General features: G+C 57.5%; 18 protein-coding genes and 1 pseudogene. 12 read left to right on the forward strand and 7 right to left on the reverse strand.

Annotated features, from left to right (window positions below):
• The first annotated feature begins 270 nt into the window (after positions 1–270).
• Both ACFWW2_RS09030 and ACFWW2_RS09035 read left to right on the forward strand, forming a co-directional pair.
• On the forward strand, positions 271–3,612 hold the full coding sequence (locus tag ACFWW2_RS09030; RefSeq protein WP_393927643.1) for a M10 family metallopeptidase C-terminal domain-containing protein: 3,342 nt from the start codon (positions 271–273) through the stop codon (positions 3,610–3,612).
• A 95-nt stretch (positions 3,613–3,707) separates the two neighbouring features.
• Positions 3,708–4,094: a hypothetical protein gene (locus ACFWW2_RS09035; RefSeq protein ID WP_393927644.1), complete on the forward strand. Its 387-nt coding sequence runs from the start codon at positions 3,708–3,710 to the stop codon at positions 4,092–4,094.
• Between the two features lie 100 nt (positions 4,095–4,194).
• On the opposite strand, the pseudogene ACFWW2_RS09040 reads toward ACFWW2_RS09035, so the two are convergent.
• The 3 genes and pseudogenes from ACFWW2_RS09040 to ACFWW2_RS09050 all read right to left on the reverse strand — a co-directional run.
• Positions 4,195–4,314 (reverse strand): annotated as a pseudogene (locus ACFWW2_RS09040) (IS5/IS1182 family transposase); the annotation flags it as partial.
• A gap of 4 nt (positions 4,315–4,318) precedes the next feature.
• Entirely contained in the window at positions 4,319–5,836 is a 1,518-nt protein-coding gene (locus ACFWW2_RS09045; RefSeq protein ID WP_393927645.1) for a M81 family metallopeptidase, read from the reverse strand.
• 86 nt (positions 5,837–5,922) lie between these two features.
• Positions 5,923–9,186, reverse strand: coding sequence for a response regulator (locus ACFWW2_RS09050; protein ID WP_393927646.1), 3,264 nt, complete (start codon positions 9,184–9,186; stop codon positions 5,923–5,925).
• Between the two features lie 391 nt (positions 9,187–9,577).
• Between ACFWW2_RS09050 and ACFWW2_RS09055 the strand changes: the two genes are divergently transcribed.
• The 7 genes from ACFWW2_RS09055 (at position 9,578) to ACFWW2_RS09085 (ending at position 17,287) form a co-directional block, all read left to right on the forward strand.
• A complete protein-coding gene (locus tag ACFWW2_RS09055) occupies positions 9,578–11,236 on the forward strand; it encodes an ABC transporter substrate-binding protein (protein ID WP_393927647.1) in 1,659 nt (552 codons plus the stop codon).
• A 96-nt stretch (positions 11,237–11,332) separates the two neighbouring features.
• Complete coding sequence (locus tag ACFWW2_RS09060; RefSeq protein ID WP_393927648.1) at positions 11,333–12,310, forward strand: ABC transporter permease; 978 nt, start codon at positions 11,333–11,335, stop codon at positions 12,308–12,310.
• A complete protein-coding gene (locus tag ACFWW2_RS09065; protein WP_393927649.1) occupies positions 12,310–13,212 on the forward strand; it encodes an ABC transporter permease in 903 nt (300 codons plus the stop codon). Before ACFWW2_RS09060 ends, ACFWW2_RS09065 begins: the two co-directional genes overlap by 1 nt.
• On the forward strand, positions 13,209–14,021 hold the full coding sequence (locus ACFWW2_RS09070) for an ABC transporter ATP-binding protein (protein ID WP_393927650.1): 813 nt from the start codon (positions 13,209–13,211) through the stop codon (positions 14,019–14,021). Before ACFWW2_RS09065 ends, ACFWW2_RS09070 begins: the two co-directional genes overlap by 4 nt.
• A complete protein-coding gene (locus tag ACFWW2_RS09075; RefSeq protein WP_393927651.1) occupies positions 14,011–14,910 on the forward strand; it encodes an ABC transporter ATP-binding protein in 900 nt (299 codons plus the stop codon). Before ACFWW2_RS09070 ends, ACFWW2_RS09075 begins: the two co-directional genes overlap by 11 nt.
• A 7-nt stretch (positions 14,911–14,917) precedes the next feature.
• Positions 14,918–15,388, forward strand: coding sequence for a GNAT family N-acetyltransferase (locus tag ACFWW2_RS09080; RefSeq protein ID WP_393927652.1), 471 nt, complete (start codon positions 14,918–14,920; stop codon positions 15,386–15,388).
• Positions 15,389–15,406: 18 nt separating this feature from the next.
• Positions 15,407–17,287, forward strand: coding sequence for a beta-N-acetylhexosaminidase (locus ACFWW2_RS09085; RefSeq protein ID WP_393927653.1), 1,881 nt, complete (start codon positions 15,407–15,409; stop codon positions 17,285–17,287).
• A gap of 35 nt (positions 17,288–17,322) precedes the next feature.
• On the opposite strand, the gene nagA is transcribed toward ACFWW2_RS09085, so the two are convergent.
• The 4 genes from nagA to ACFWW2_RS09105 are packed head-to-tail and all read right to left on the reverse strand — an operon-like array spanning position 17,323 to position 21,159.
• On the reverse strand, positions 17,323–18,492 hold the full coding sequence (nagA, locus tag ACFWW2_RS09090) for an N-acetylglucosamine-6-phosphate deacetylase (protein ID WP_393927654.1): 1,170 nt from the start codon (positions 18,490–18,492) through the stop codon (positions 17,323–17,325).
• Positions 18,489–19,517: an SIS domain-containing protein gene (locus ACFWW2_RS09095; RefSeq protein ID WP_393927655.1), complete on the reverse strand. Its 1,029-nt coding sequence runs from the start codon at positions 19,515–19,517 to the stop codon at positions 18,489–18,491. The genes nagA and ACFWW2_RS09095 overlap by 4 nt, the downstream gene beginning before the upstream one ends.
• Positions 19,518–19,534: 17 nt before the next feature.
• Positions 19,535–20,284: a GntR family transcriptional regulator gene (locus ACFWW2_RS09100; RefSeq protein ID WP_393927656.1), complete on the reverse strand. Its 750-nt coding sequence runs from the start codon at positions 20,282–20,284 to the stop codon at positions 19,535–19,537.
• A complete protein-coding gene (locus ACFWW2_RS09105; RefSeq protein WP_393927657.1) occupies positions 20,281–21,159 on the reverse strand; it encodes a BadF/BadG/BcrA/BcrD ATPase family protein in 879 nt (292 codons plus the stop codon). The genes ACFWW2_RS09100 and ACFWW2_RS09105 overlap by 4 nt, the downstream gene beginning before the upstream one ends.
• A gap of 167 nt (positions 21,160–21,326) precedes the next feature.
• On the opposite strand from ACFWW2_RS09105, the gene ACFWW2_RS09110 reads away from it, so the two are divergent.
• The 3 genes from ACFWW2_RS09110 (at position 21,327) to ACFWW2_RS09120 (ending at position 24,478) form a co-directional block, all read left to right on the forward strand.
• On the forward strand, positions 21,327–22,214 hold the full coding sequence (locus ACFWW2_RS09110) for an N-acetylmuramic acid 6-phosphate etherase (RefSeq protein WP_393927658.1): 888 nt from the start codon (positions 21,327–21,329) through the stop codon (positions 22,212–22,214).
• Positions 22,215–22,239: 25 nt separating this feature from the next.
• Positions 22,240–23,493 carry an ABC transporter substrate-binding protein gene (locus tag ACFWW2_RS09115; RefSeq protein ID WP_393927659.1) on the forward strand — a complete coding sequence of 418 codons (1,254 nt, stop codon included), beginning with the start codon at positions 22,240–22,242 and terminating at the stop codon, positions 23,491–23,493.
• A 70-nt stretch (positions 23,494–23,563) separates the two neighbouring features.
• On the forward strand, positions 23,564–24,478 hold the full coding sequence (locus ACFWW2_RS09120) for a carbohydrate ABC transporter permease (RefSeq protein ID WP_393927660.1): 915 nt from the start codon (positions 23,564–23,566) through the stop codon (positions 24,476–24,478).

Genomic DNA, 24,478 nt, shown 5'->3' on the forward strand with positions numbered 1-24,478 from the left:
AGATCGAGGTAGCCGGTACGTTGTAGGTTTTGACTGACAGGCCAAATTTGGCCGACGAGCCGAGAGGTTCACCTAATGCTATATAATTTAACAATATTTTTTGGCAAAGATACTTCACGCTAGCCGTGGACATGTCTAAGGCAGAGGGTCATTATTGCTTCAGGTGACAAGTTTAACAGGCATCACAAATGACGTCTGTTGGTAGTTGGCAGCACCAAAAACCGTTCAACCCAAAATACTCAAGGTTGCACCAAAGGGGGACTCCCAAAAATGCCGTCTTCAACCCAAACCAATGATCCATGGTGGGTCAATGACCAAACACCGGACAATCCATTTGACAAAAGCGAAGACTACGAAACCTATCTCGACTATTTGGGGGCATTGCCCCGTAGCCTAACGCCAGAGGTCGCGGCGGAGCCGATGAGGATCAATGTCTCAGAGCTTGCCAACCATCCCGATTATCAGGCCGCCGCAGTTGGCGCCTTGCAGATGTGGGCTTCTGTCACACCACTCCAATTCGAAATAGTCTATGATACCCCCTTCGATCCCGACACGGATTGGATGCAGATCGTCAGCCCGGAAATTGGCGAGCCCAGTGATGGCAGCGCGTTTTCCAGCAACCGCTATGTCAGCGTGGGCCAACGTTTCCACGACACCGAGCCCAACCTGACGGATATCGGTGGTTACGTGTTTGACACCTTCGTTCACGAATTTGGCCATGAATTCGGTCTGAACCACCCCGGCCTATACAATTACAGCGGCCCGGGCGGCGTGCAGATCAACTATCTTAACAACGCCACCTGGATCTTTGATCGCCAGCAGTACAGCGTCATGTCCTATTTTGACGGCATTGACGTTGGTGAAGAAAGCCGATGGTCGGCAGCCACCCCCATGACGGCCGATATCGAGGCGACGATCCGTCGTTACTTCTCGGAGGTGGATGAGAACGGGGTGCGAACCTACGAGACCATCAATCTCCAAACCGGGGACAACGTCTATGGCTTCAACAGTACCGAATATGGATATGAGCTGACCTCAACGGGCATGCAGCGTGACATCGGTTTTGTGATCCACGACACGGGTGGCACCGACACAATTGATTTCTCTGGATCTACCGCAGACACGATCCTTGATTTGCGCGCCGGGCAGTTTTCCAGCGTCAATGGTCACAACAACAATGTATCGATTTTTGCCGGGCATAACGCCGATGAAACAGAATACTACATCGAAAACGGCATTGGCAGCAGCCATGACGATATCCTGATCGGCAATGACGGAAATAACGTTTTGGATGGCCGCGGCGGTGCTGACCGCATGGCGGGCTATGGCGGTGACGATGTCTATTTCGTCGATTCAATTGACGATATCGTGCACGAGGAGGAAGACGGCGGGAACGATACCATCATCGTGTTGTCCGGTGATATCGACATTGGGGATGTCGATAATGTTGAAAACATTATCTATACCAATGGAACGCCTTACCAACCAGACAATGGTGGCGGTGAAACGCCACCCAGTGCTGGCGACAACACCCTGACCAACATCATCATCGGGGATGGCAGCAGCGAGGTCCTTGAAGGGGGTGCCGGTGACGACACAATCTTTGGGATGGGCGGTGACGATTTCATCATCGGCGGTGCCGACTCACTCGCCAGTCGCGATATCAACAATACGATTGCGATCGCGGATCTTGAAGACCAAACCGAAAGTGATGACGGCAACGACACACTTTATGGCGGTGCTGGTAACGACACCATCCTTGGCGGCCAGGGCAATGATATCCTCAACGGTGGCGACGGCGACGATATGCTCAGTGGTCAAGACGGCATCGACGTCTTCATAGGCGGCGATGGCAGCGATACTGTTGACTACAGCCGGGAAAGCCCGTTCCAACTGCTCGTTAATCTTGAAACGAATGTGGCCAGTGGCGGCACAGCCTCGGGAGACACATTCTACAGCATCGAGAACCTGATTGGGTCGGATGACCGGATCGACCGTTTCGTCGGGAACGCATCGGACAATCATTTCTGGGGTCAGGGCGGTGGTGACTATTTCAACGGCGGCGCCGGGAATGACGTACTGGACGGCGGCAATGATGGCGACATCCTGTATGGCGAAGATGGCGATGACACGCTCATCGGCGGGTCCGGTCAGGACTACATGAATGGCGGCGACGGCATTGATACGGTTGTTTACGCTGGCAGTTCCGCTGGTGTGACCGTGGATCTTGCCAACGGGACGGCCAGTGGCGGCGACGCAACCGGCCCGGCGCAAATCGTCGGACGCGGCACTGTGATCCGGAACGACATCCTTGCCGAGATCGAAAATGTCGTCGGCTCATTCCATGATGATCACCTGATCGGGGACGACCAGACCAACGAACTTTCCGGTGGCTCTGGTGATGATACGCTGACGGGCGGCGGCGGTGCCGACATTCTGAACGGCGGCGCAGGTAGCGACACGGCTGATTACGCCGACGCGACCAGCGGGGTCCGGCTCAATCTCAGGCGCGACGGATCAGAGGGCGACACCTATGTTTCTATCGAAAATCTGGCCGGTTCGGGCTTTGATGATCGGTTGATCGGTGACCGTGCCGCCAATGTGCTGACAGGCCAAGGCGGCGATGATGTGCTGCGTGGCGGCGGGGGCGATGACACGCTGCTTGGCGACTTTGCATATCAGGGCGATGCGCCGCCAACCCCCGGTTTGGGCACTGGCTACGCCACATTGGGGCCTGATTCGACGAACAATTCGATCGCCACGGCATTCGACATTTCCGATAACTTCTCACTGACAGAAGACCCGGATATCTTCGATTCAACGACCGTGCTGCATACGACCGTCAATGCCACCGGCAACGGGCTCGGTGCATATTACAGTATCGATCTGGCGGCAGGTACGATCATCACAATCGACATTGACGGCATCGCCGATCCCAACGTCCATGACAGCTGGGTCAGGTTACTGGACAGCAATGGCAATATCGTCACCGAAAACGATGATGGCGGCGGCGATCCCGGCTCCACAAGCGTCCGGGATTCAAGCACTGTTTTCGTCGTCGAAGAAACCGGAACCTACTACATTCTGGAAGGCAGCTGGACACCGGAATCGACGGAAGGCGGCTGGACCGAAGCCATCCCCGAAGGGTCGACATACGAGTTGAACGTATCGGTCGACTTCCCTGCCCCACCTGCCCAACCCGGCGAGGCGGGCGATGACCGGCTCTTTGGTGGCAGAGGCAGCGACCTGCTCGATGGTGGGCTTGGCGCCGACTTGCTGGTCGGCGGCGCGGGCGAGGATTCGTTCCGCTTCACAACTGCATTGGGGGATGACAATGTTGACAGGATCAGGGACTTCTGTGTCACCGATGATTTGATCCTTCTCGACAACCTCATCTTTACGGAGCTGGGCGATGATGGTGTGTTGTCATTTGGTGCCTTCTACATGAGCGCCATCGGCGAAAGCTTTGATGCAGACCACCGCATCATTTATGACACGGACGATGGCATCTTGTCCTATGATGCAGACGGATCGGGCGAGGCTGACGCAATCCAGTTCGCACAGCTCGGCACAAACCTGAGCCTATCGGCAGATGACTTTGTTATCGTCTGATGCAATCTCAAAAGGGGGGCACAAGTGCCTCCCTTATCATTTTAGGCTCTCTGATCCACCGGATCACGGGAGCGATACACCAAGGATGAGACATCGTGATAAAACGCCGTATGGTCATGACCGGTACGATAGCTGCCGTCGTGGCAACAGCCGCCGCTGCGGAACAATCGACAGATCTTCGCGGCGAAGTCGTCTTCGAGGGCGGCAGCGCTATTCCTGAAGGAATAGTCAAAGTCTCTCTCGAAGGCCCTGACGTTCGTCCTGATGGCCAGCATGACGCTTACCAAACGAACGTCAGCAGCAACGGTCACTTAAGGGCGATCAGTTTCTCACTCTCCGGACCCGCTGACTTGCTCGCGTTATCAAACTTACAAATCGTGGCGCGCCTCGAACGCGCAGATGGCTGGCTGCTCGCGCGCGGCAGCGCAAAGCTCGTGGTCGGGTCGACAGTAGAGGTCACACTCAACAAGGTGATGTACTAAGGATTAAAGGAAGGCATGTCTTGAAGTCGTTTGTTTTTGACCCGGATCGAACCAAGATGCTGTAGATATAGAGCTCTAGGATTATGACCCATAAACAATAGACGGCGGCAGCGGCGAGAGAGACTTTGGGACAGCGGTCATATCGGCTTGCCACAAGTCGCCAATCTTTCAGCCTTCCGAATATGATCTCGATGCGGTCGCGCTCCTTGTATCTGCGACTGCTCCTATGTTTGTTCATTCTTTGGCGGAACGCGCACGAAGCTGCTGCCCGCGAGCTGAGAGCCGTCTTCATTGAAAGGCGCGCTGACAATGGGCCAGATTGAACGGGTCAGATTGGTGTAGTTTGTCGTGGCCGGATCGTTTGGATATGGCCCGTCGATTGCCGCGTAAAGAATGTCAGCTGCGATGGCTTCGAATGCACCACGGAAATGGTTGGTGGATTTCACGACGATGATCTGTCGTTGCTGCGGATCAATCCCAAGGTTGGAAAACAGGCTGGGCGAGAAGGCCTGCGCTCGGTTCGAATTCAGAACAACCTCTATGTCGCCCAATCTGATGACCGCGCAGTCGCCCAGGGGCACGGTGGATGTGCCAAAGGATTGCACAACGTCACGTTTCACATGTTGCACCGTGACGCGTGCATCAATCGGGGCGCCCGCATGGGCGGATGTCTTGCCGCCAAAGCGCAGATCAAATGTCGCCCCCTGACCGGCGGCGTGGCACAGCCGTACCGCCATCGGATCCCAGATCGTTCCCAGTGCAAAGGATGTGAGGCCCTTGTCGATCGCCTTTTGCAAGAGGATCGTTGAATCGCCCGCGACACCACCACCGGGGTTATCCCAGACATCTGCGATGATCACCGGCCCCTTTTTCGCGTGGGCGGCCTGCGCGAGGGCTTCATCCGCGGTGAGGAACGGTGGCCGCGTGCTGCCACGGAACGAAAACAACTCTTCCCCCAGGGTGCGGGCGATGCGGTCGCCGGTCGCCTTGTCATTGTCCGTGACAACAACTATCTTTGCCCCAAGATCGGCTGAATCCCCGGCCATGAACCCATGTATTGTCGAAACCGAAAGAACCTCGCCACGGCGTTCCATGGCGATCATCCGATCGACAAATCCGCGCATCGGTTGCTGGCTGGTTGGCAAGACATCCATCATGCGCACATCGAATACCGAAAGGCGTGGTGTGATTTCACCACGCACGGCCCGAATGGTCAGATCGACGCATGCCTCTGCCGTTTCAACAAAATCGGTGTGCGGGAACTCCTTGAAGGCTGTGATCACATCGCAATGCGCCACCCGGCGTTCGCTGAGATGCGAATGTGGGTCGAATGTGACGCCGATTTTGGCGTTGGGGCCGATGATGTTCCGCACAGCTTCAATCAATTCGCCTTCGCAATCGAGGCAGCCATCGGCGATCATTGCGCCATGCAGCCCAAGGACCACCGCATCCACAGGCATGGCATCCCGAAGTTGGTTCAGTACCTCATCGCGCAATCGCGTCCAGGTCGCGCGGTTGACCAGCCCACCCGGTTCCGCCCAGGTGGCGGTGCCTTCAACCAACTCCAACTCACCCATCGCCGCCCGTTTTCGCAATACGGGAAAGACCGCACTGCACAGCGTCGGCGTTTCTGGATGTTCGCCGGGAGGGGCATAAAGGCTCTGTGCGAAATCTTCGAAATCTGTCCGGAGTGGTGAGAAACTGTTGGTTTCAGTCGCAATCGAGGCTGTGAAGACCCGCATAAGTTTGTCCCTTTAGGTATAGTTTCCCAAAAGTCCGCGCAGACTGTTAGGACGCAGCTTGAAAGCACATTGGCAGCGGCGCCATATCAGCTGTCCTGAGAGGTCATTTCACGCAGTTCCTCAAGAATTTTGCGCAAACGCATCATGCGCTCGGTCGTCTCGGGTGCGGCATTGGCCTTGTCCGCTTGGGCCAGAATGAAATTCAACGATCTGATAACATCGCGCCAACGCGGGTGTTCAGGCAGCGTCTCGATCAGAAGGTACTTGTCCAGCGTGCGTGTTTGCAGCGATGTCTTGTCTAGGCTGACACGCCAGATACCGCTTTGTTCGGCAAAATCGACCTTGTTGCCGCGCTGGGATATGATCGACCACAGATCCAGCGTTTCCGTCATGGCCTGCACAAGGAGCGTGCGGTAAGCATCGCGCTGCTTGGGTGCGGCTGCGGGATTTTCGGTGGTCACATCCATTTCGGATATGGTCGTGTCTACGGCATCGCGGATTGTCGTCACAAATTTCGAGCGGCCCATGCGGCTGAACACGATGGCATGACCGGCGCCGGCCTCTGGCAGCATGTCGAACATATGCATATCCCAGCCCTGTCCATTCAGGTTCAGGCGGATGCCCGAAGGCTCACCATCGTTGCTGGTATCATGAAGGGCCGCAATGTGCTTTTGAGAGATCAGATCGCCTAGTCGCGTTTGTCCAATTTCCAACTGCTCTTTGAAAATCTGTCGGGCGGCGTGGTTGGCAAAAGTCAAGATACCGCGTGCATCGACGCAGATCAGCCCATCATCCAACACCTCAAGCATCTGTTTCATGCGGCGCTGCGACAGGCGCAGCGCATCTTCCACCTGGATCCTGCGGGTGATTTCGTCGCGCATTTCGGTGTTTTCGAGCGCATGGCGCTTTGCGCGGCTGGCTTCGAGCAAGGTGCGGATGCGGCTGAGAAGCTCATCCTTTACGAAGGGCTTGATGACGTAGTCATTCGCGCCAGCCTCGAACCCTTCGATCAGGTCGCTGGTACGGCCGCGTGCCGTCAGTAGAATGATGGGCAGTTCAAGCAGCGAAAATCGCTGCCGTAACAGCCGTACCACGTCCAGCCCGCTCAGACCGGCCATCATCACATCGAGGACAATCAAATCCGGCTTTTGGGCATTCACCGACATGATCGCATCAGTTCCGTTGGAACAGTCCGACACATGATAGCCATGTGGTTTCAACACGTTGTGCAGAACCTGCAAGTTGATCGGTTCGTCGTCCACAAGCAGGATATGCGGGGCGCCGTCACCTGCCGATAACGGTCCGGCACGGGTGTGGGCCGGTATCTGGTCGTCGTCCTCAAACGGCAATTCCGGCAGGGACGGCGGATCCGTGACCGTATCCGCGTCAGACGATGGCAGGGACAGCGTAAAGACCGACCCTTTGCCTAATGCGCTGCTGACCGCAATGCTGCCAGACATCAGAACCGCCAGATTGCGCGCAATTGTCAGGCCAAGACCTGTGCCCTCATCCTTGCTGCTACGGGTCAGATCAGAGGTGATCTGTTCAAGCGGATGGAAAATCTTTTCCAGACTGTCCGGCGCGATCCCTGGACCCTGATCGCGGATCGCGACGCTGACCACGGGCGGATCTGCGTCTGGGTGGGCAGCGGCTGATATGACGATCTCTGACGGGCCGCTGTGCCGGATCGCGTTGCTAACGAGATTGAACAGGATTTGTTCGAACCGCATCGGGTCCGCCTGCACGGCAGGCAGGGCGTCAGCGGCATCAATGCGTAACAAGGCGGCATGTTCGTGCAACAGCGGTTGTGCGAGCTGCGCTACATTACGCAACGATTGCACCACATTGACCGGCTTGATGTCCAGCCGCATACGGCCCTCGCGGATCCGGTAGATATCCAGCAGATCATCCACCAGTCGTGACAGGCGGCGTGCCGAAAACGAGATCAGCTGCAACTGGCTGCGCTGCCCCGGTTCCAGCTGGCCCATCACACCGGTTTCAAGCGTCTCGGCGATGCCGATGATCCCGTTCAAGGGTGTGCGCAGCTCGTGCGAGGTGTTTGCCAGGAACTGGTCCTTCATCCTGTCCGCCTCTTGCAGGGCTTTGTTCTTGTCCTCAATCTGGCGCAGATGGGTCTGAAGCTCGGTATTCTTCTTTCCGATCAGTTCAAGCTGATCACGGAGCGAACGGCGCATCTGGCTGACCGCCTGTGACAGGCTCGCGTATTCGCGCGGACGCCCATATTCGGGGAGGGGGTGATCAAGCGCGCCGTCAGCGATGGCACCCGCCGCTGATGCCAGATTTCGGATCGGGCCGGTGATGGATCTGGCCAAGATGAAAGAGATGACCACCAAGACAGACGCAGCGACGACGCCGATCAGCAGGAATGCTGACCGCAATTCGCGACTGGTTGCAAAGGCATCGGCCTGGCCGATCTCTGCGACGACCAGCCAATCCGGAAAAGGCGGCGCCAATCTGCCCCATGCTGACAGTGTAGGTGTCCCATTCAGCCCAGAGGCAAAGGTTGTGATCCCGGCCGCGTTCTGCATGCCAGCCGGAAGCGATACCGCGCGCCCGGGCATAAGACCTGATTCAGTCGATGACGCAATCACCCGGTTCTCGGACGAAACCAGAGTGACGATATCGCTTGTGTCCAGCATGTCCTGAAGCCCTTGCGCGGGCAGGCGCAAAATCAGGGTGGCCGTTGATCTGCCGTAAAGAGAGATGCTGACCGCCAGATGTGCCGCAACCTTGCCAGTGATCGGATCCTGGACAAAATCGGAAAAAATCACGTCCGTATCGCTGGATTTCAGGCGCGCATGGACCTGTGCAAGATGACTGTCATCAGCCGGTAGAAACCGGCCAAAATACGGATCATGCGCGACCGAATAGACAAGCAGGCCGCGTCGGTCGACAAGATAAAGATTGTCGAACTCTGAGCCTTCCAGAAACTCCACAAACCCTGGATGAAATCTGCGATAGGCATTGGCATATTCGATTGCTTCGCGCAGCAGGCGATCTTCAGCCTCGGGGGTTAGCCCGCCGTTACCCGAGGCCGCGTCACCGGTTTCCAGTATCCGGCGCACCGTCTGGACGGCCTGTTCGGTATCGTTGGATATCTGGCGCAGTGCATAGCTGAAGCCGTAAAAGTCGCCGATCGAATAGCGCACATTTGATGATTGGGCATAGTTTTCCGCCTGCCGCTGGGCAAAAGCCAGATACTGACGAATTTCGCTGCTTTTGGAGTCCCGGACGAAGGACACGCGTTGGAAGGTTTCGACCGTGATATTCTCTTTCACCAGCGAGAAGAAAACAATTCCGCCAAGCGCCAGCGGGAGGATTGAAGCCAAAAGAAAGGTCAAAAGCAGCTGTGCCTGAATTCCCTTAAACACTGCGCGGCGGCCTCCCCTGATGGATCATTGCATAACTTGAACGCGGATACCAAGGCCAGTCCATCCAGTTTGAAGGGCGACAGAGGGCGACGGTCCGATTTCGGATATGCGACGTAAGATACTGATTTTGATTTCTAATTCATGCATATCCCGAGCCGTCAAAACCGGGTTTTGACGAAACTTACGATTTTTCAGGATGCATGCGGGCCGTTCAGGTCGTTGAATGCAATGATCTTGAACTGCTTGCTCGTTTGGCACGCCGCACCGGCGATTGCATGACGAAGTGCGGGCAGGATGGGGCGGCATCTTATCGGTTCATGAGACGTCGCGAGAAAAGGGAGCGAACATAATGAAAAATACAATTCACACTGGATTGGCGCTGTCGGCTGCGATGCTTGTTGGCACTGGTGCAAACGCAGAGGACGCAACGGTCAGTATCCTGCCGACGCAGGTCACCGCATGGGTTGAGAACTTCAATCCCTACAACGTGTCCTCCGTTGTTCCGACAGTGACTGATTTTGTCTATGAACCGATGGTGATCTTCAATTCCTTCGCGGGCGGTGAACCCAGCTACCGCACGGCGACGGCCTATAGTTACAGCGATGACCTGTCATCTGTGACGTTCACACTGCGCGAGGGGGTGAAATGGTCCGACGGAGAAGCGTTTGATGCCGAAGACGTCGCATTTTCGTTTGATCTGGTTCTCGGCAATCCCGCGCTCGACACGTTCGGCATGTCAAAAATCGTCTCTTCGGTTGAGGTTGTGGACCCACAAACCGTGACGTTTCGCCTTGCTGCACCCAGCAGCCAGGCCGTTTTTGAAATCGTCCGCGTTCCGATTGTGGCGCAACACGCTTGGGCAGAGGTTTCTGACCCCGTTACCTTTACCAACCCCGATCCGATTGGCACCGGTGCCATGACAGAATTCACGCGCTTCACCGAACAGGAATACATCCAATGCCGCAATCCCAGTTACTGGGACAATGACAGCCTTTTTGTCGATTGCCTGCGTGTTCCGCAGATTGCAAATAATGATCAGGCCCTGGCCGCCGCAGCCAATGGTGAACTTGACTGGATGGGGTCATTCCTTCCTGACATCGAAAATACCTATGTGTCCAAGGATCCGGATAACCATCGTTACTGGCTGCCCGGCGGATCACTGGTGATGTTCAACATGAACCTTGAAAGTGACGATGCGGGCAACAATGCCGCATTCAACGATGTCAATTTTCGCCGCGCGGTGTCGATGAGCTTTGACCGTGAGGCGATGGTCGAGATTGCAGGTTATGGCTATCCCACGATCAACGCTTATCCGTCCGGGTTGGGCAGCGCGTTTCACGCCTGGAACAATCCAGAGGTCGATGAGAAATTCGGTGAATTCACCCAGTACAGCCCCGAAGCGGCCCGTGAACTTCTGGCCGAAAGTGGATATTCCGACATTGATGGTGACGGCTTTGTCGAGGCGCCAAATGGCGAAGCTGTCAGCTTTGACATCATCGTGCCTAACGGGTGGACCGACTGGGTGAACACGGTGCAGATCGCCGTTGAAGGACTGACCGAGGTTGGCATCAAGGCCAATGTGGCAACACCTGAGGCCGCAGTCTGGACCGAGAAGCTGATCAGCGGGGACTATGATTTCGCGATCAATGCTATCAGTGTGGGGACGACGCCATACAACCACTTTGAACGGGGGCTGCACCAGCGCAATCAGGGCATATCCCGCTTTGCCCCCGCGCGGTGGGACAATAGCGAAATCAGCGATCTGCTGGACGACTTTACGCAGACAAACGACCTTAATGAACAGCAAGAGATCATCGCCAAGGTTCAGATGATCGCGGCCGAGGAAATGCCCTATGTCGCGGTGTTCAACAACCCGCTGTGGTATCAGTTCAATACCAAACGCTTTACCGGCTTCTTTGACAATGAGAACCCGGTCGGCAACCCGGTCGTACACGCCAACAACCCGATGCGTGTCCTGCACCTGCTTTCACTGCGTCCGGTCGAGTAGGGGCACCAGATCCTGGGCGCTGTGGGTGGCGGCAGGCAGATTTTGCCGCCACCGGCAAATAGGGGGCCGGCCAGTATCGGCCAACGGATTTAACTCATGAGCTTTATCGTCAGACGCCTTGCTTTCTACCTCGTGGCCTTTCTTGTGGCGGCGACATTTAACTTTCTCATCCCACGGCTGATGCCAGGCAATCCCGCAGATGTTATGTTGGCCAATTCCGGGGGCACCATTCCGGTCGAAGCGCGGGATGCGCTAATGGCGACCTTTGGTTTCATAGACGCGCCGCTGCATCAGCAATATCTCACCTATCTTGGCAGCATCTTAACCTGGGATTTTGGCATATCGGTGAAGTTCTATCCGGTTCCGGTCGCTGATATCCTGGGTCGGGCCTTGCCATGGACGATCCTGCTGACTGGATCGGCCCTGATCCTGTCATTCTCAATCGGGACGGTTTTGGGCATTCTGGTTGCCTGGCGACGGGGGCAACTGGTCGATGCGATCCTGTCGCCCATGGCGCTGGCCATTCAATCCATCCCGTCAGTGGTCGTAGCCCTGTGCGGGCTTTATCTGTTTGCAATCTCAAACAGGTGGCTGCCGACCGGTTATGCCTATGACCCGGCGCTTGACCCCGGCTGGACATGGGATTTCATCAGCTCCGTCATGGTTCATGCGCTTTTGCCGGTCCTGACGCTGAGCGTGGTTTTCATCGGTGGCTACCTTGTGACCATGCGCAACAACATGATCGGCCAACTGGGTGAAGATCACGTTCATCTGGCCGAGGCAAAAGGGTTGTCGGACAGGCATGTGCGCTATCATTACGCCGCGCGCAATGCCCTGTTGCCATCGGTGACGGCACTGGCGCTGAGTTTTGGCGCCTTGTTTGGCGGATCGCTGATTACCGAGGTTGTCTTTAACTATCCGGGCGTGGGCAATCTTCTTTATCTGGGGATCATTGCCCGCGACTTTCCACTGATCCAAGGACAGCTTTTGATCATGACACTGGCGATGTTGACGGCCAATTTTGCCGTCGATCTGGCCTATGTGTTTCTTGACCCACGGCTAAGGAAAGCCTGATGCGCGGGCTATTCCGATCCTTCGTCAGGAACCGAAAGGCCGCCGCAGGTCTGACCATCGTGGTCATCTATGTGATGATTGGATTGGCGGCACCGCTGCTGTCACCCTACGAACCGCTTGCGCGGGTGGGTCGCCCGCATCAGCCGCCTTCATGGGATCATTTACTGGGAACGACCCGCATGGGGCGTGATGTGCTGAGCCAGCTGATCTGGGGTACACGGATTTCGTTGATGGTGGGTGTTCTTGCCGGCGTCATCGTCACGGTGATTGGCACCGTCATCGGCATTGTCGCGGCCTATGTTGGCGGACTGGTTGACGAGGTGCTCAACTTTCTGACCAATGTCATCCTTGTCTTGCCGCAACTGCCGTTGCTGCTGGTTCTGGCCGCGTTTCTGGGTCAGGTTGATCCGCTCGCTATCGCGGTGATCATTGGGCTGACGTCGTGGGCATGGGGCGCACGTGTAACCCGCGCGCAGGCACTGTCGCTAAAGACCCGCGACTACATTCAGGCCAGTCAGATGGTGGGTGAACCGGCATGGCGCATGATCCTTGTCGAAATGCTGCCCAATCTGTTGTCCATTGTGGGGTTCAATTTCATCGGGTCGATCATATTCACTATCATCACGCAGGCCACGTTGGAATTTTTGGGGTTGGGTAGCCCGTTGACCCTGTCATGGGGCACGATGCTATATAACGCGCAGACGGCCTCGGCCATTATGGTCGGCGCATGGTGGGAGGTTCTTGCGCCCTGCATTGCCATCGTCGTCATCGGTGTCGGGCTGAGCCTGATGAACTTTGGCGTGGATGAGATCTCAAATCCGCGGCTGCGCACACTTGGCACCGTATCCAAAGCCGTCAAACTGCAAAGAAAGCTGGACCGCGCCCGGGAGGGACAGGCATGAGCACGCTTCTTTCGGTTGAGGATTTGCGGGTGGAGTACCTGACCGACACGACGCCCTTTGTTGCGGTACGGGACGTGTCATTCGACATCGCCGAGAATGAGGTTCTGGGCCTCGCAGGTGAAAGTGGGTGCGGCAAAAGCACAATCGCCTTTGCGGCCATGCGGTTGCAGAAACCCCCTGCCTTTATCAGCCGAGGTACCATCCATTTCGACGGGCAAGATGTTCTGTCGATGCCGGTGCGTGATCTGCGGCGATGGCGATGGTCGGAATGCGCGATGGTGTTCCAAAGCGCGATGAACTCGCTCAATCCGGTGATGACCATTTTCGCGCAGTTTCATGACATGCTGTCAGCACATCAAAGGATAAGCCGGTCCGCTGCCCGCGCGCGAGCAGCGGACATGCTGGAGATGGTCGGAATTGCCCCAGACCGATTGGACAGCTTTCCGCATCAGTTATCAGGCGGGATGCGTCAGCGCGTGGTTCTTGCGCTGGCGCTGACCCTGCGGCCAAGACTTCTGATCATGGATGAACCAACCACCGCGCTCGATGTTGTTGTGCAACGCGAGATCCTGCAGGAACTGGTGTCACTCAAGGACACGCTGGGGTTTTCGGTGCTGTTCATCACTCATGATCTGGCGCTGATGGCCCAGGTAGCTGACCGGATCGCCGTCATGTTGCGCGGTGAGATTGTCGAGATCGGCACAACGGAAAAGGTCGTCACATCACCACAACATCCCTACACACGCGATCTTTGGGCGGCGATGCCGATCCTTGATGCGCCGGTTCATGAGGCCCCGCATGCAGGATGACATACCCATTATCGCGCTCGAAAACCTGAGCAAGACCTTTGAGATTAAGCCGGTTTTCGGCGCGCGCCGGCAGGTGCATGCGCTGCGTAATGTCTCGCTTGATATTCCGGCGGGTCGTTCGCTGGCGCTGGTTGGTGAAAGCGGGTCGGGCAAAAGCACGATTGGCCGGATGATCCTGCGTCACTATCCCCCATCGTCTGGTGTTATCCGTTTTCGGGGGCAGGACATCACGACAATCGACCGGCGGATTTACGGGCGATCTGTCCAGATGGTGTTTCAGGATCCGTTTGCGGCCTTGAACCCGGCCCATCGGGTTCGTCATCACCTGATGCGTCCGCTACGGTTGCATCAGCCTGATCGCGATCCCGATGAAGCCTTGCGCGCGCTGTTGCGGGCTGTTGATCTGGACCATGCCAGCACCGTTGACAAATATCCCAACGAACTGTCCGGCGGGCAGCGGCAAAGGGTGAATTTTGCGCGTGCGCTCGCCGTGAATGCCCGGCTGATCATAGCGGATGAACCGACCTCAATGCTGGATGTCTCGATCCGCAAATCGGTACTGGGCCTGATGCGCGACCTTAAGAAGGAGATGGGCCTGTCTATCCTCTATATCACACATGACATCGCCACAGCGCAGTATCTGGCCGAAGATACCGCTGTGATGTTTGGCGGGCAAATCGTCGAACGGGGGCCGACCGGCGATGTCGTTGGCAATCCGCAACATCCCTATACTAGGCTTTTGCGCGCTGCGATCCCTGATCCTGCCATCCGTTTGCAGCCCGGGACCGACAGTTTTGCAGCCCAGGTCGAAGAGGTACGCCGGTTTGCCGCGACCGCTGTGACCGGCATGTCTGTTGTCGGATCAGGGCATCTGGTGGCCGAGCATTGAGACCGCAATGACCGATATGCTTGTCCCGCTCTACCGTTTGCCTGAACCGCCTGCGCTTGCGGCGGGGTTGATCATCCGCCCGGCGATACCGCCCGCGGCGATACCGCCCGAGGCGTATCATGTGACGGATTTTGTGACCCGACATTTTCACGCCGGTTGGGCAAGCGAATGTCAGGTCGGATTGGCGGCCCAACCCTGCAAGGTCCTGATCGCCCTGCAAGACGGCGAACTGGCCGGTTTTGCCTGCTTTGATGTCACCGCGCGGGGGTTTTTCGGACCAACGGGTGTTGCGCCATCCTTTGAACGGCGCGGTATCGGGACGCAGCTATTGCTGCGCGCGCTCATGCGATTGCGCGATGCAGGGTTTGCCTATGGCATCATTGGTGCAGCCGGACCCGTCAAATTTTATCACAAAACCTGCGGTGCGATCCCGATCCCAGACTCTGATCCCGGCCCTTATGCCGGAATGCTGTCCTAAGACGAACGGACCCTGACAATGTGTGATTTCCAACTCGATACGATCTGGCATGCGGCTGAAAACGCGATGGAATTTGTGTTGACGAACCTGACGCAGGAACCTCTGTCAGGGTTTCGGATGTTCTATGGCAGCCTGACCCGCACCGCATCTCCGTCCGACTGCGAAGGTGCTATATTGTTGCGCAGGCAGGCGAATTATCACGAATATGGGCCGCCTGACGGGTTCATCCTGCCGCCCGGTGGGCAGTGGCGGTTTACCGAGCGCCATCTGACCCGCGCGGCGCTTCATTCGAATGACGGGCCGAAGTCGGCGGGTTTGATCGTGGGTGATGATGGCGCGGTTCGGCCTGTGCAGTGTGCCGATTTGCAAGGAGCGCAATCGGAAGCCCCGGCGCTGAGCGACATTGGTCAGGCCGCCGTTGTGCCATGGCCCGCCGAGATTGAGGTGGGCGGGTGGCGCAGTGACCGCCTGTTTCATATCGGGCTGGATCAGGTCGTCAGCGTCGAGGAACGGCGAACAGCCGCCACGGTGACCGCCCTGGCGCATCGGCTGTTCCCCCTCATGCCCAGCCCCTTTGTTATGACAGCGGCCGAGGGCGTTCCGCAGTTACACTGCAATTCGGATGCAGGTCTGGGACAGAACAGCTATGATATCCGTTTTTCGGGACAGGGCATCAGGCTCGGCTATGGGCCGGGCAGTGGACTGCTTTATGGTCTTATAACGCTGGCGCAATTGCTGCATGGGGCCAGTAGCGATGAGGGCTTTGCTTTTCCACATGAGGGCCGGATCGCCGATACGCCTGCATTTGGCTGGCGCGGTGCGCATCTGGATGTGTCGCGCCAGTTCTATCCGCTGGATGACGTGCTGAGATTTGTGGATATCATGGCGTGGCACAAACTGAACCGGTTTCACTGGCATCTGACCGATGACGAAGGCTGGCGGCTGGAAATTGACGCCTTTCCAGCCTTGACCCGGATCGGGGGGCATACAGGGCTGGACTATCCGATCTTGCCGCAGCTTGGCGATGATCCCAATGGCCACGGCGGGTTTTATTCGCAGGCCCAGGCGCGCCAAGTTGTTGCGCATGCAGCGCAACTGGGTGTTGAGGTGATGCCGGAAATCGACATCCCGAGCCATTGTGCCTGCGTGCTGGCAGCGCTGCCCCATCTGGTGGATCCGGAAGAACCGGAAAGCTACTGGTCAGTACAGGGTTTTGCCAATAATGCGCTGAACCCCGGCATCCCCGCGACCCTGGAATTCATTCGTGCGGTTCTGCAGGAGGCGTGTGCGATCTTTCCGTTTGAAGTCATCCATATCGGCGGTGATGAGGTCGCCGAGGGCGCATGGCTGGCGTCACCGCAGGCGCAGGCCCTTATGCAACGCGAAGGGCTTGCTGATACGGCTGCCTTGCAGGGATATCTGCTTGGTCAGGTGCAAGAGGAACTCACCCGGCTTGGGCGCATCACCGGCGGTTGGGAGGAGGCGGCACAGGCAGGGGGCGTCAAACCTGCCAATGCCCTGCTTTTTGCCTGGACGCTGCGCGAGCAGACCGCCCAGCTGGCCCGCGCCGGTTATGACGTCGTCAGCACACCGGGTCAGACCTATTACCTTGATATGGCGCAAGGCCCTGACTGGTATGAACCGGGCGCCAGTTGGGCGGGTCATATGGACCCGGAAACGACCCATCATTATGACGCGCTTGGTTACGATCCGGTTTTGGCTGAACGCCTTGTCGGCGTGCAAGCCTGCATCTGGAGCGAACATCTGACGTCAAAAGCGCGTTTCAATCACATGGTATTCCCCAGATTGACAGCCATTGCCGAAGCTGGCTGGACATCGCAAGCGCGCAAGGATTTTCGACGTTTTGCAAAGATTGCGAGGTTGATGCCTAAGCTTTGAGCGATGTGATTGGCCCAGACGCGGACGTGGCGCGATCAGAGGGCGGAGTGCCGATGCCCGAACGCGTCGTCCGGGGCGGCTTTATGCAGTGGAACAATACCAGACAGGTCTGCCGCAATCCGGATTGTCTCTGACAACGCCTGCAAACGAACAGGTCGCCCAATGATAGCGGCGGGAACGCTTGTCGCCGCCTGAATCGCGTCCGCCACAGGCACGCCAACCCTGTTGACGATGGTTCTTATCGCCGTTGTCAGATCAAGATCAGCACCGGCAAGCGTTCCATCGGCAAGCGTCAGTCTGCCGTTGTTGCGTTGAATGCGCCGCCCGCCCAGGTCAAACTCTGTCAGGGCGCTACCAGCGACCGCCATTGCGTCGCTGACCAGAAAAACGCGACCGGGTCCTTTTTTGGCGGCCCATGTCACGCGCATGACCTCGGGGTGAACATGGATGGCATCCGCGATCAGGCCGCAGGACACCGTGCCATTTGCCAGGGTTGCCCCGACCAAACCCGGCTCACGATTGCCCAGCTGGCTCATCGCGTTGAAAAGATGGGTGACACATCCTGCGCCTGCATCAATGTAACGACAGCATGTATCAAAATCCGCATCGGTGTGACCAAGTGAGACGATCACACCCGCCTTGCACAGCGCCTCCACCTGCGCATGGGATACGTTTTCCGGGGCAACGGTGACCTTCAGCACCGGAAGCGCGGCTGCTGCGGCAAGCAGGCTATCCAGATCGCCTGCAGTCATTGGTCGGATCAGGTCCCCGTCATGTGCGCCCTTGCGCGCAATCGACAGGTGCGGACCTTCAAGATGGAGCCCGACAATGCCCGGGACGCCATCGCTTATCGCCGCCTTTGCCGCTGCAATGGCGGCATTTGTTTTGTCCGGACTGTCAGTGATCAAGGTCGGCAAAAGTGAGGTTGTGCCAAGACGACGATGCGCGGATGCAATACGCCGGAGTGTGTCGATGGACGGATGGTCATTGAACATGACGCCATCGCCGCCGTTCACCTGAAGATCCACATAACCGGGGCTTAGAATGTCGCCATCAAGGTCAAATTCAAGACCTGCGATGGGCACGTCCGCCTCTGGACCCAGTGTGGCGACATGCCCGTCATCAAACCGGATTGCATGTCCATCCAGAAGACGCGTGCCGTCGAATATGCGCCCGTTTCGGAATGTTGCGACGGATTGTGTCATACCGTTTCCGTTACCTTGTTGAGGTGGCGGGGCCTGTCCGGGTCAATACCGCGCGCCACCGCTACCGTTTCCACCATCCCGTAAAACGATACGATGGCCGCGATCGGGTCCGTTAACCAGTGCCCGGTGCGCACATGAGGCAAGGTTGTTGCCCGCGTGGTTCGGTTGGTCACCGCAAAGACACGGGCGCCCTTTTCGGCCAAAGCATCCGCCGTCTCGGCGATGCTGTCTTCGGCCCGGTCAGCGGCGGCAAAGGCGATCACCGGAAAGCCGTTTCCAACGATGGATACCGGGCCATGCAGGACCTCTGCCGACGAATAGCTTTCGGCATGGATCAGGCATGTTTCTTTGAATTTCAGGGCAGCCTCATTCGAGATCGCCCAGGATGGGCCACGTCCGAGTGTGAACAGGGACGTCCCGTCAATAGCGTCCGCTGCCGCTGACCAGTCGCAGCGCGTTGCGCGCTCAAGTGCGTCGGGAAGGGCACGGATCGCCGCGATAAGTTCGGCATCACCCTTCATTTCGGCCAGAAACAAAAGCCCGGCCACCAGTGAGGTGACGAATGTCTTGGTGGCCGCAACGCTGAGTTCTGGCCCGGCATGAAGGGGTAGTGTCGCGTCGGCCACCCCGGCCAGCGGTGATCCGGCATAATTTGTAATCGCCACGACCAGCGCCCCGCTGTTGCGCAATGCCTCGGTCAGCCGGACGATATCAGGGCTTTGACCCGATTGGGACACGGAAAGACAAACCGCGCCCTTCGCGTTGAGTTCCACGCCGTAGATCGAATTGACTGATGGCCCGACAGAGGCCATCGGGCGCTGCAACGTAAGCTCGCTGACATATTTCAGATAGGAGGCGGCATGGTCTGAAGAACCCCGGGCGACCGAAATGAAGTAGGCGGGATTGATGGCGCCCGCAGACCGGGCCGCAGCGGCGATGGCGTCGCTGCCCTTGGCCAGAAGCCGATCCACCGCATCGGGGATTTCGCGTATTTCCTGATACATCAGTGACGCATTGTGGATCATTGCTGTTTGCCTTTCCGTCATAGGCGCAGCTCTGCCACGAAATCATAGGCATCGCCGCGATAGAGTGATCGGGTCAGTTCCGCGACCCGACCGCTCGCAAGGTAAGAGGTGCGTTCGATAGACAGCCCAGCTGCCCCCTCGGGCACATCAAGAAGGTCCGCCTCGCGGGTCTTGAGGTTGATGGCCGAGATTTTCTGGACCGCATTCACCGGACGGTGTCCGAGCCGGTCAAGCACGTCATAGAGCGACGTTTTGACCTCAAGCGGATTGGGCAGAATTTCTAGCGGCAGCGTGGCACGCTCCAGCGCCATGGGTTGCCCGCCTGCTTCGCGCAGCCGGTAGATCCGCGCCACTTCTGCCCCATCGAGCAAACCCAGCACCTTCACTTCGGCCGGTGTGGCCAGAAACACGCCCCGTTCCAGCCACTGAGATGTGGTATCCAGCCCGCGACTTGCCATGTCTTCGGTAAACGACGTGAGGTGCCGAAGCGATTGTTCTACGCGCTTTGTCGCCTCGCGAATGAAGGAGCCGGATCCCTGGCGCTGTTCGATAAGGCCTTCGCGCACAAGCTCCTGAATTGCCTTTCGGACGGTGACACGGGAAAGGTCAGTGATCTCGGCAATCTCGCGTTCGGGTGGCAGGGATGAGTTTGGTGGCAGGACGCCGCTTTTGATACCTGTTTCAAGTCTTTGGCGCAGTTGCACGTAGCGCGGCCCCCCGTTTTCACCAAGCCACCCTTCGGGTTTCAGGAACTCAACGACGCTCATTCTTTGGTCTCCTGGACGAGGTCTCTGGCCAGTGACACGGCCCCCGACAGCGGCTCGCCTTGCGGCTTCGTCAGGTCAGCCTGCATCGGGTCCGGAAGAAAGGGACCAAAATGAGGGCCGATACCGCCCGTGAGGCAGATAGCACTTCCGGGCACCCAGCCGATCAGCGGAAGGCTTCGGGCGATATCAGCGGCACCGGCGGACATGACCTGTCGCCCGAGCACATCATTTTTATTGGCAGATTCTGTCACCATGGGTGCAAGTGCGCCAAATTCCGACGGTCGGGCATCGCCAGCAAAACGGACAATCCCCTCAGCACCGTCAAACCTGTCGAGCAGTTTTTGGGCCAACGGTGTCGACTGGAAACGTCCGTCCACCGTTTCAAGTGTCAATCTGAGTGCTGTTCGGCCGACCCATTGCGCGGATGCTTCATCACCCAACACTGGACCCCAACCGCCGGAGAAACGCATCCTGCCCGCCTTTTGCGCGCCATAAAAGGACCCGGTGCCGCAATGTGCGATTGCGCCGTCCTTTTCACCCAGCGCGCCCCGAACGGCTGCTGGCCTGTCGTCTTCGATCCGAGCGTGCCGGAGCGGCAGCGCGGCTTTCAACCGGTCCGCGATCTTGGGGCCCGAAACACCGGCAAGGCCGACGAAGGCAGGGTATCCAACCAGATCATCCATCCTGCGGCCCGTTTGCGTTGCAAGCATCTGAAGACCTGACAGGATCTGTTGCACGCCGCCCGCGAAATCGGTCGAGACATTGGCAGGGCCGGTTTCCACAGTGGTGATGTCCTGTCCATCGCTCAGCGCGATCCGACAGCGGGTGCCGCCGCCATCAATAGCGAGAACCGGACGGGATGATGAATCATTCATGGAAACACCTATATAATACCAATATATCCAAATAAAGGCCATATTGATACCAAAGGTGTGTTATTCTCGATTTCTACGCCTCAAGCTGCACAAAACATCGAAAATGGAAATACTCTGGACAAAAGGTATTAAAAAGGTATCTTGGCTATTGCTGCTAAGGAATCACGATGAACACCATTGGTACGGAAGCATTTCACGACCAGGCAATGGGGCTGGACAAGCGGTCGCTGCCGCAGGCCGCGCTGCTTCTTGCAGAAGGTCAGATCGCTGCAGCGGCAGCGGTTCGTGATGTTGCCCCTGACATCGCAAAGGCCGCCGCGACACTGGCGCGGACAATTCGTGACGGTGGTACTATTCATTATGTGGCTGCCGGATCATCCGGTCTGATGGCTGCGGCTGACGCGCTGGAGCTGGGCGGCACATTCTCGATCGCAGCATCGCAGCTTCGTATTCATATGGCGGGCGGGCTGCCCACCGGGGTCGAGATGCCGGGCGGGCCCGAGGATGAAACCGCCGATCTGGAACAGGCGCTGTCAGATCTGTCGTCGAAAGATACAATGATTGCCGTCTCTGCCAGCGGCTCGACGCCCTACACGCTCGCTGCGGCGGGGATCGCTCGTCGCCAGGGGGTGGCGGTGGTCGCCATCGCCAATAACCCGGGCGCGCCGCTTCTGGATGGTGCCGATCACCCCATCGCGATTGTGACCCCGCCAGAGGTTCTGGCTGGATCCACCCGCATGGGGGCAGGGACAGCACAGAAAATTGCGCTGAACATGCTGTCAACGCTCATGGCCATTGAACTGGGCCATGTTTACGACGGGATGATGGTGAATGTCCGCGCGGATAACATCAAGCTTCGCGCGCGAGCGCATGCCATCATCGGTCGGGTGACCGGCGCTGCTGACAATGTGGCGTCTGCCGCACTTGATGCGACTGGGGGCGAGGTGAAACCGGCAATCCTGATGGCGGCAAACGGTATCTCTGTCAGCCGGGCAAAAACCATTCTTCGCGAAACCGAAGGACATCTGCGCGCTGCTTTGGCGTATAAAACCTGACACGTTTTCAACTGGGAGGAAAACTATGCAACTTAGAACACTTGGACTTGCGCTGGCATCAACTGCGCTGGTGACGACTGGCGCAGCGGCACAAGAGGTGACGCTGACAATCGAAAGCTGGCGCAATGATGACCTGACCCTTTGGCAGGATGAGATCATTCCGGCATTTGAGGCGCAACACCCTGACATCAAGGTGGAATTCACACCATCCGCCCCGGCGGAATACAACGCGGTTCTGAATTCAAAGCTGGACGCAGGCTCTGCCGGAGACCTGATCACCTGCCGTCCCTTCGATGCGTCGCTGGCACTTTATGACGCCGGACATCTGACCGACCTTTCAGACCTTGATGCTATGTCGAACTTCTCTGATGTGGCAAAGTCGGCGTGGCAGACTGATGATGGTGCCGCGACCTTTTGTGTGCCGATGGCGTCGGTGATCCACGGGTTCATCTACAACAAGGACGCGTTTGCCGAACTCGGCCTTGAGGTCCCCACGACCGAAGGGGAATTCTTTGCCGTTCTTGACGCAATCAAGGACGACGGCAGCTACATTCCAATGGCCATGGGAACCAACGACCAATGGGAAGCGGCCACCATGGGCTACAACAATATCGGGCCGAACTACTGGAAGGGCGAGGAGGGCCGTCAGGCGCTTATCGCTGGCGACCAAAAGCTAACCGATCCGCAGTGGACCGCGCCTTATGCGACGTTGGCACGTTGGGGCGGGTATCTGGGAGACGGTTATGAGGCCCAGACCTATCCGGACAGCCAGAACATTTTCACCCTCGGCCGCGCGGCGATCTATCCCGCCGGATCATGGGAGATATCGGGTTTCAACGCGCAGGCTGATTTTGAAATGGGCGCATTCAAACCGCCCGTCCAGAATGCAGGAGATACCTGCTATATCTCTGACCATACGGATATCGGTATTGGCATGAATGCGGCAACCGATCATCCTGAAGCTGCAAAGACGTTCCTTGTCTGGGTCGCAAGCCCCGAGTTTGCGGAGATTTTCGGCAATGCGCTGCCCGGTTTCTTCCCGCTTTCTTCAACGCCCGTTGAACTGGAAGACCCGCTGGCCAAGGAAATCGTCGGTTGGCGCGACGAATGCGAAAGCACAATCCGTTCCACCTATCAGATCCTGTCGCGGGGAACACCCAACCTCGAAAACGAGACTTGGGGTGCATCGGTCGCTGCCATCAAAGGTGCTGCAACACCGGACGAACTGGGTCAGCAACTACAGGACGGGCTGGCGAGCTGGTACGAACCGCAGCAGTAACACCTTTTCGCTGCACGGGGTCCCGGGCGTCACTATGCGCCCGGGGGTCCCCTGATCCGGAGTAAAAGCCATGAAACGCGCCCGTATCCGCTGGCATATTGCTGTGTTCCTTGCGCCAGCCGTCATCGTCTACTCGGCTGTGATGATTTTCCCGCTGTTCAATACGCTACGGCTCGCGCTTTATACCCGTGTTGAACGGGAACGCGTTTTTGTGGGTCTTGAGAACTTTCAAACCCTGTTTTTTGATCCGATCTGGGCCGAACAGTTCTGGAACGCGCTGGGCAACAATTTCTGGTTCTTTATCATCCACATGCTGGTACAGAACCCGATCGGGATCGCACTTGCCGCCATTCTGAGCCATCCACGCCTGCGCTTTGCCGCGCTTTATCGGTCGGCAATCTTCATCCCCACGATCCTGTCATTTGTCATCGTCGGTTTTGCCTGGAAACTGATCCTGTCACCGATCTGGGGCATCGCACCCTCAATGCTTGATGCGATTGGCCTTAAATCGCTCTTTGCGCCCTGGCTGGGCAAAGAGGAATATGCGCTGACCACGCTTGCGCTAGTGTCGGTGTGGCAGTTTGTTGGCATTCCGATGATGTTGATCTATGCCGCGCTTTTGACGATCCCCGAAGAGATACTGGAGGCTGGCGAGGTCGATGGCATCACTGGCATGTCGGCTTTCTGGAAGATCAAGCTGCCGTTGATCCTGCCGTCTATCGGGATCATTTCCATCCTGACCTTCGTGGGCAATTTCAATGCTTTCGATCTGATCTATGCCGCGCAAGGTGCGCTGGCTGGCCCGGATTATTCGACCGATATCCTTGGGACATTCATGTACCGCACCTTCTTTGGCTTCCAATTGCAGCTTGGCGATCCGCATATGGGTTCGGCCATCGCTGGCGCGATGTTCGCCATCATCCTGCTGGGCGTCTGCATTTATCTGTTTGCGATCCAGACCCGGATGCGCCGCTATCAGCTGTAA

Origin of the sequence: Yoonia sp. R2-816 (genome assembly GCF_046762905.1) — a bacterium.
Classification (GTDB): domain Bacteria; phylum Pseudomonadota; class Alphaproteobacteria; order Rhodobacterales; family Rhodobacteraceae; genus Yoonia.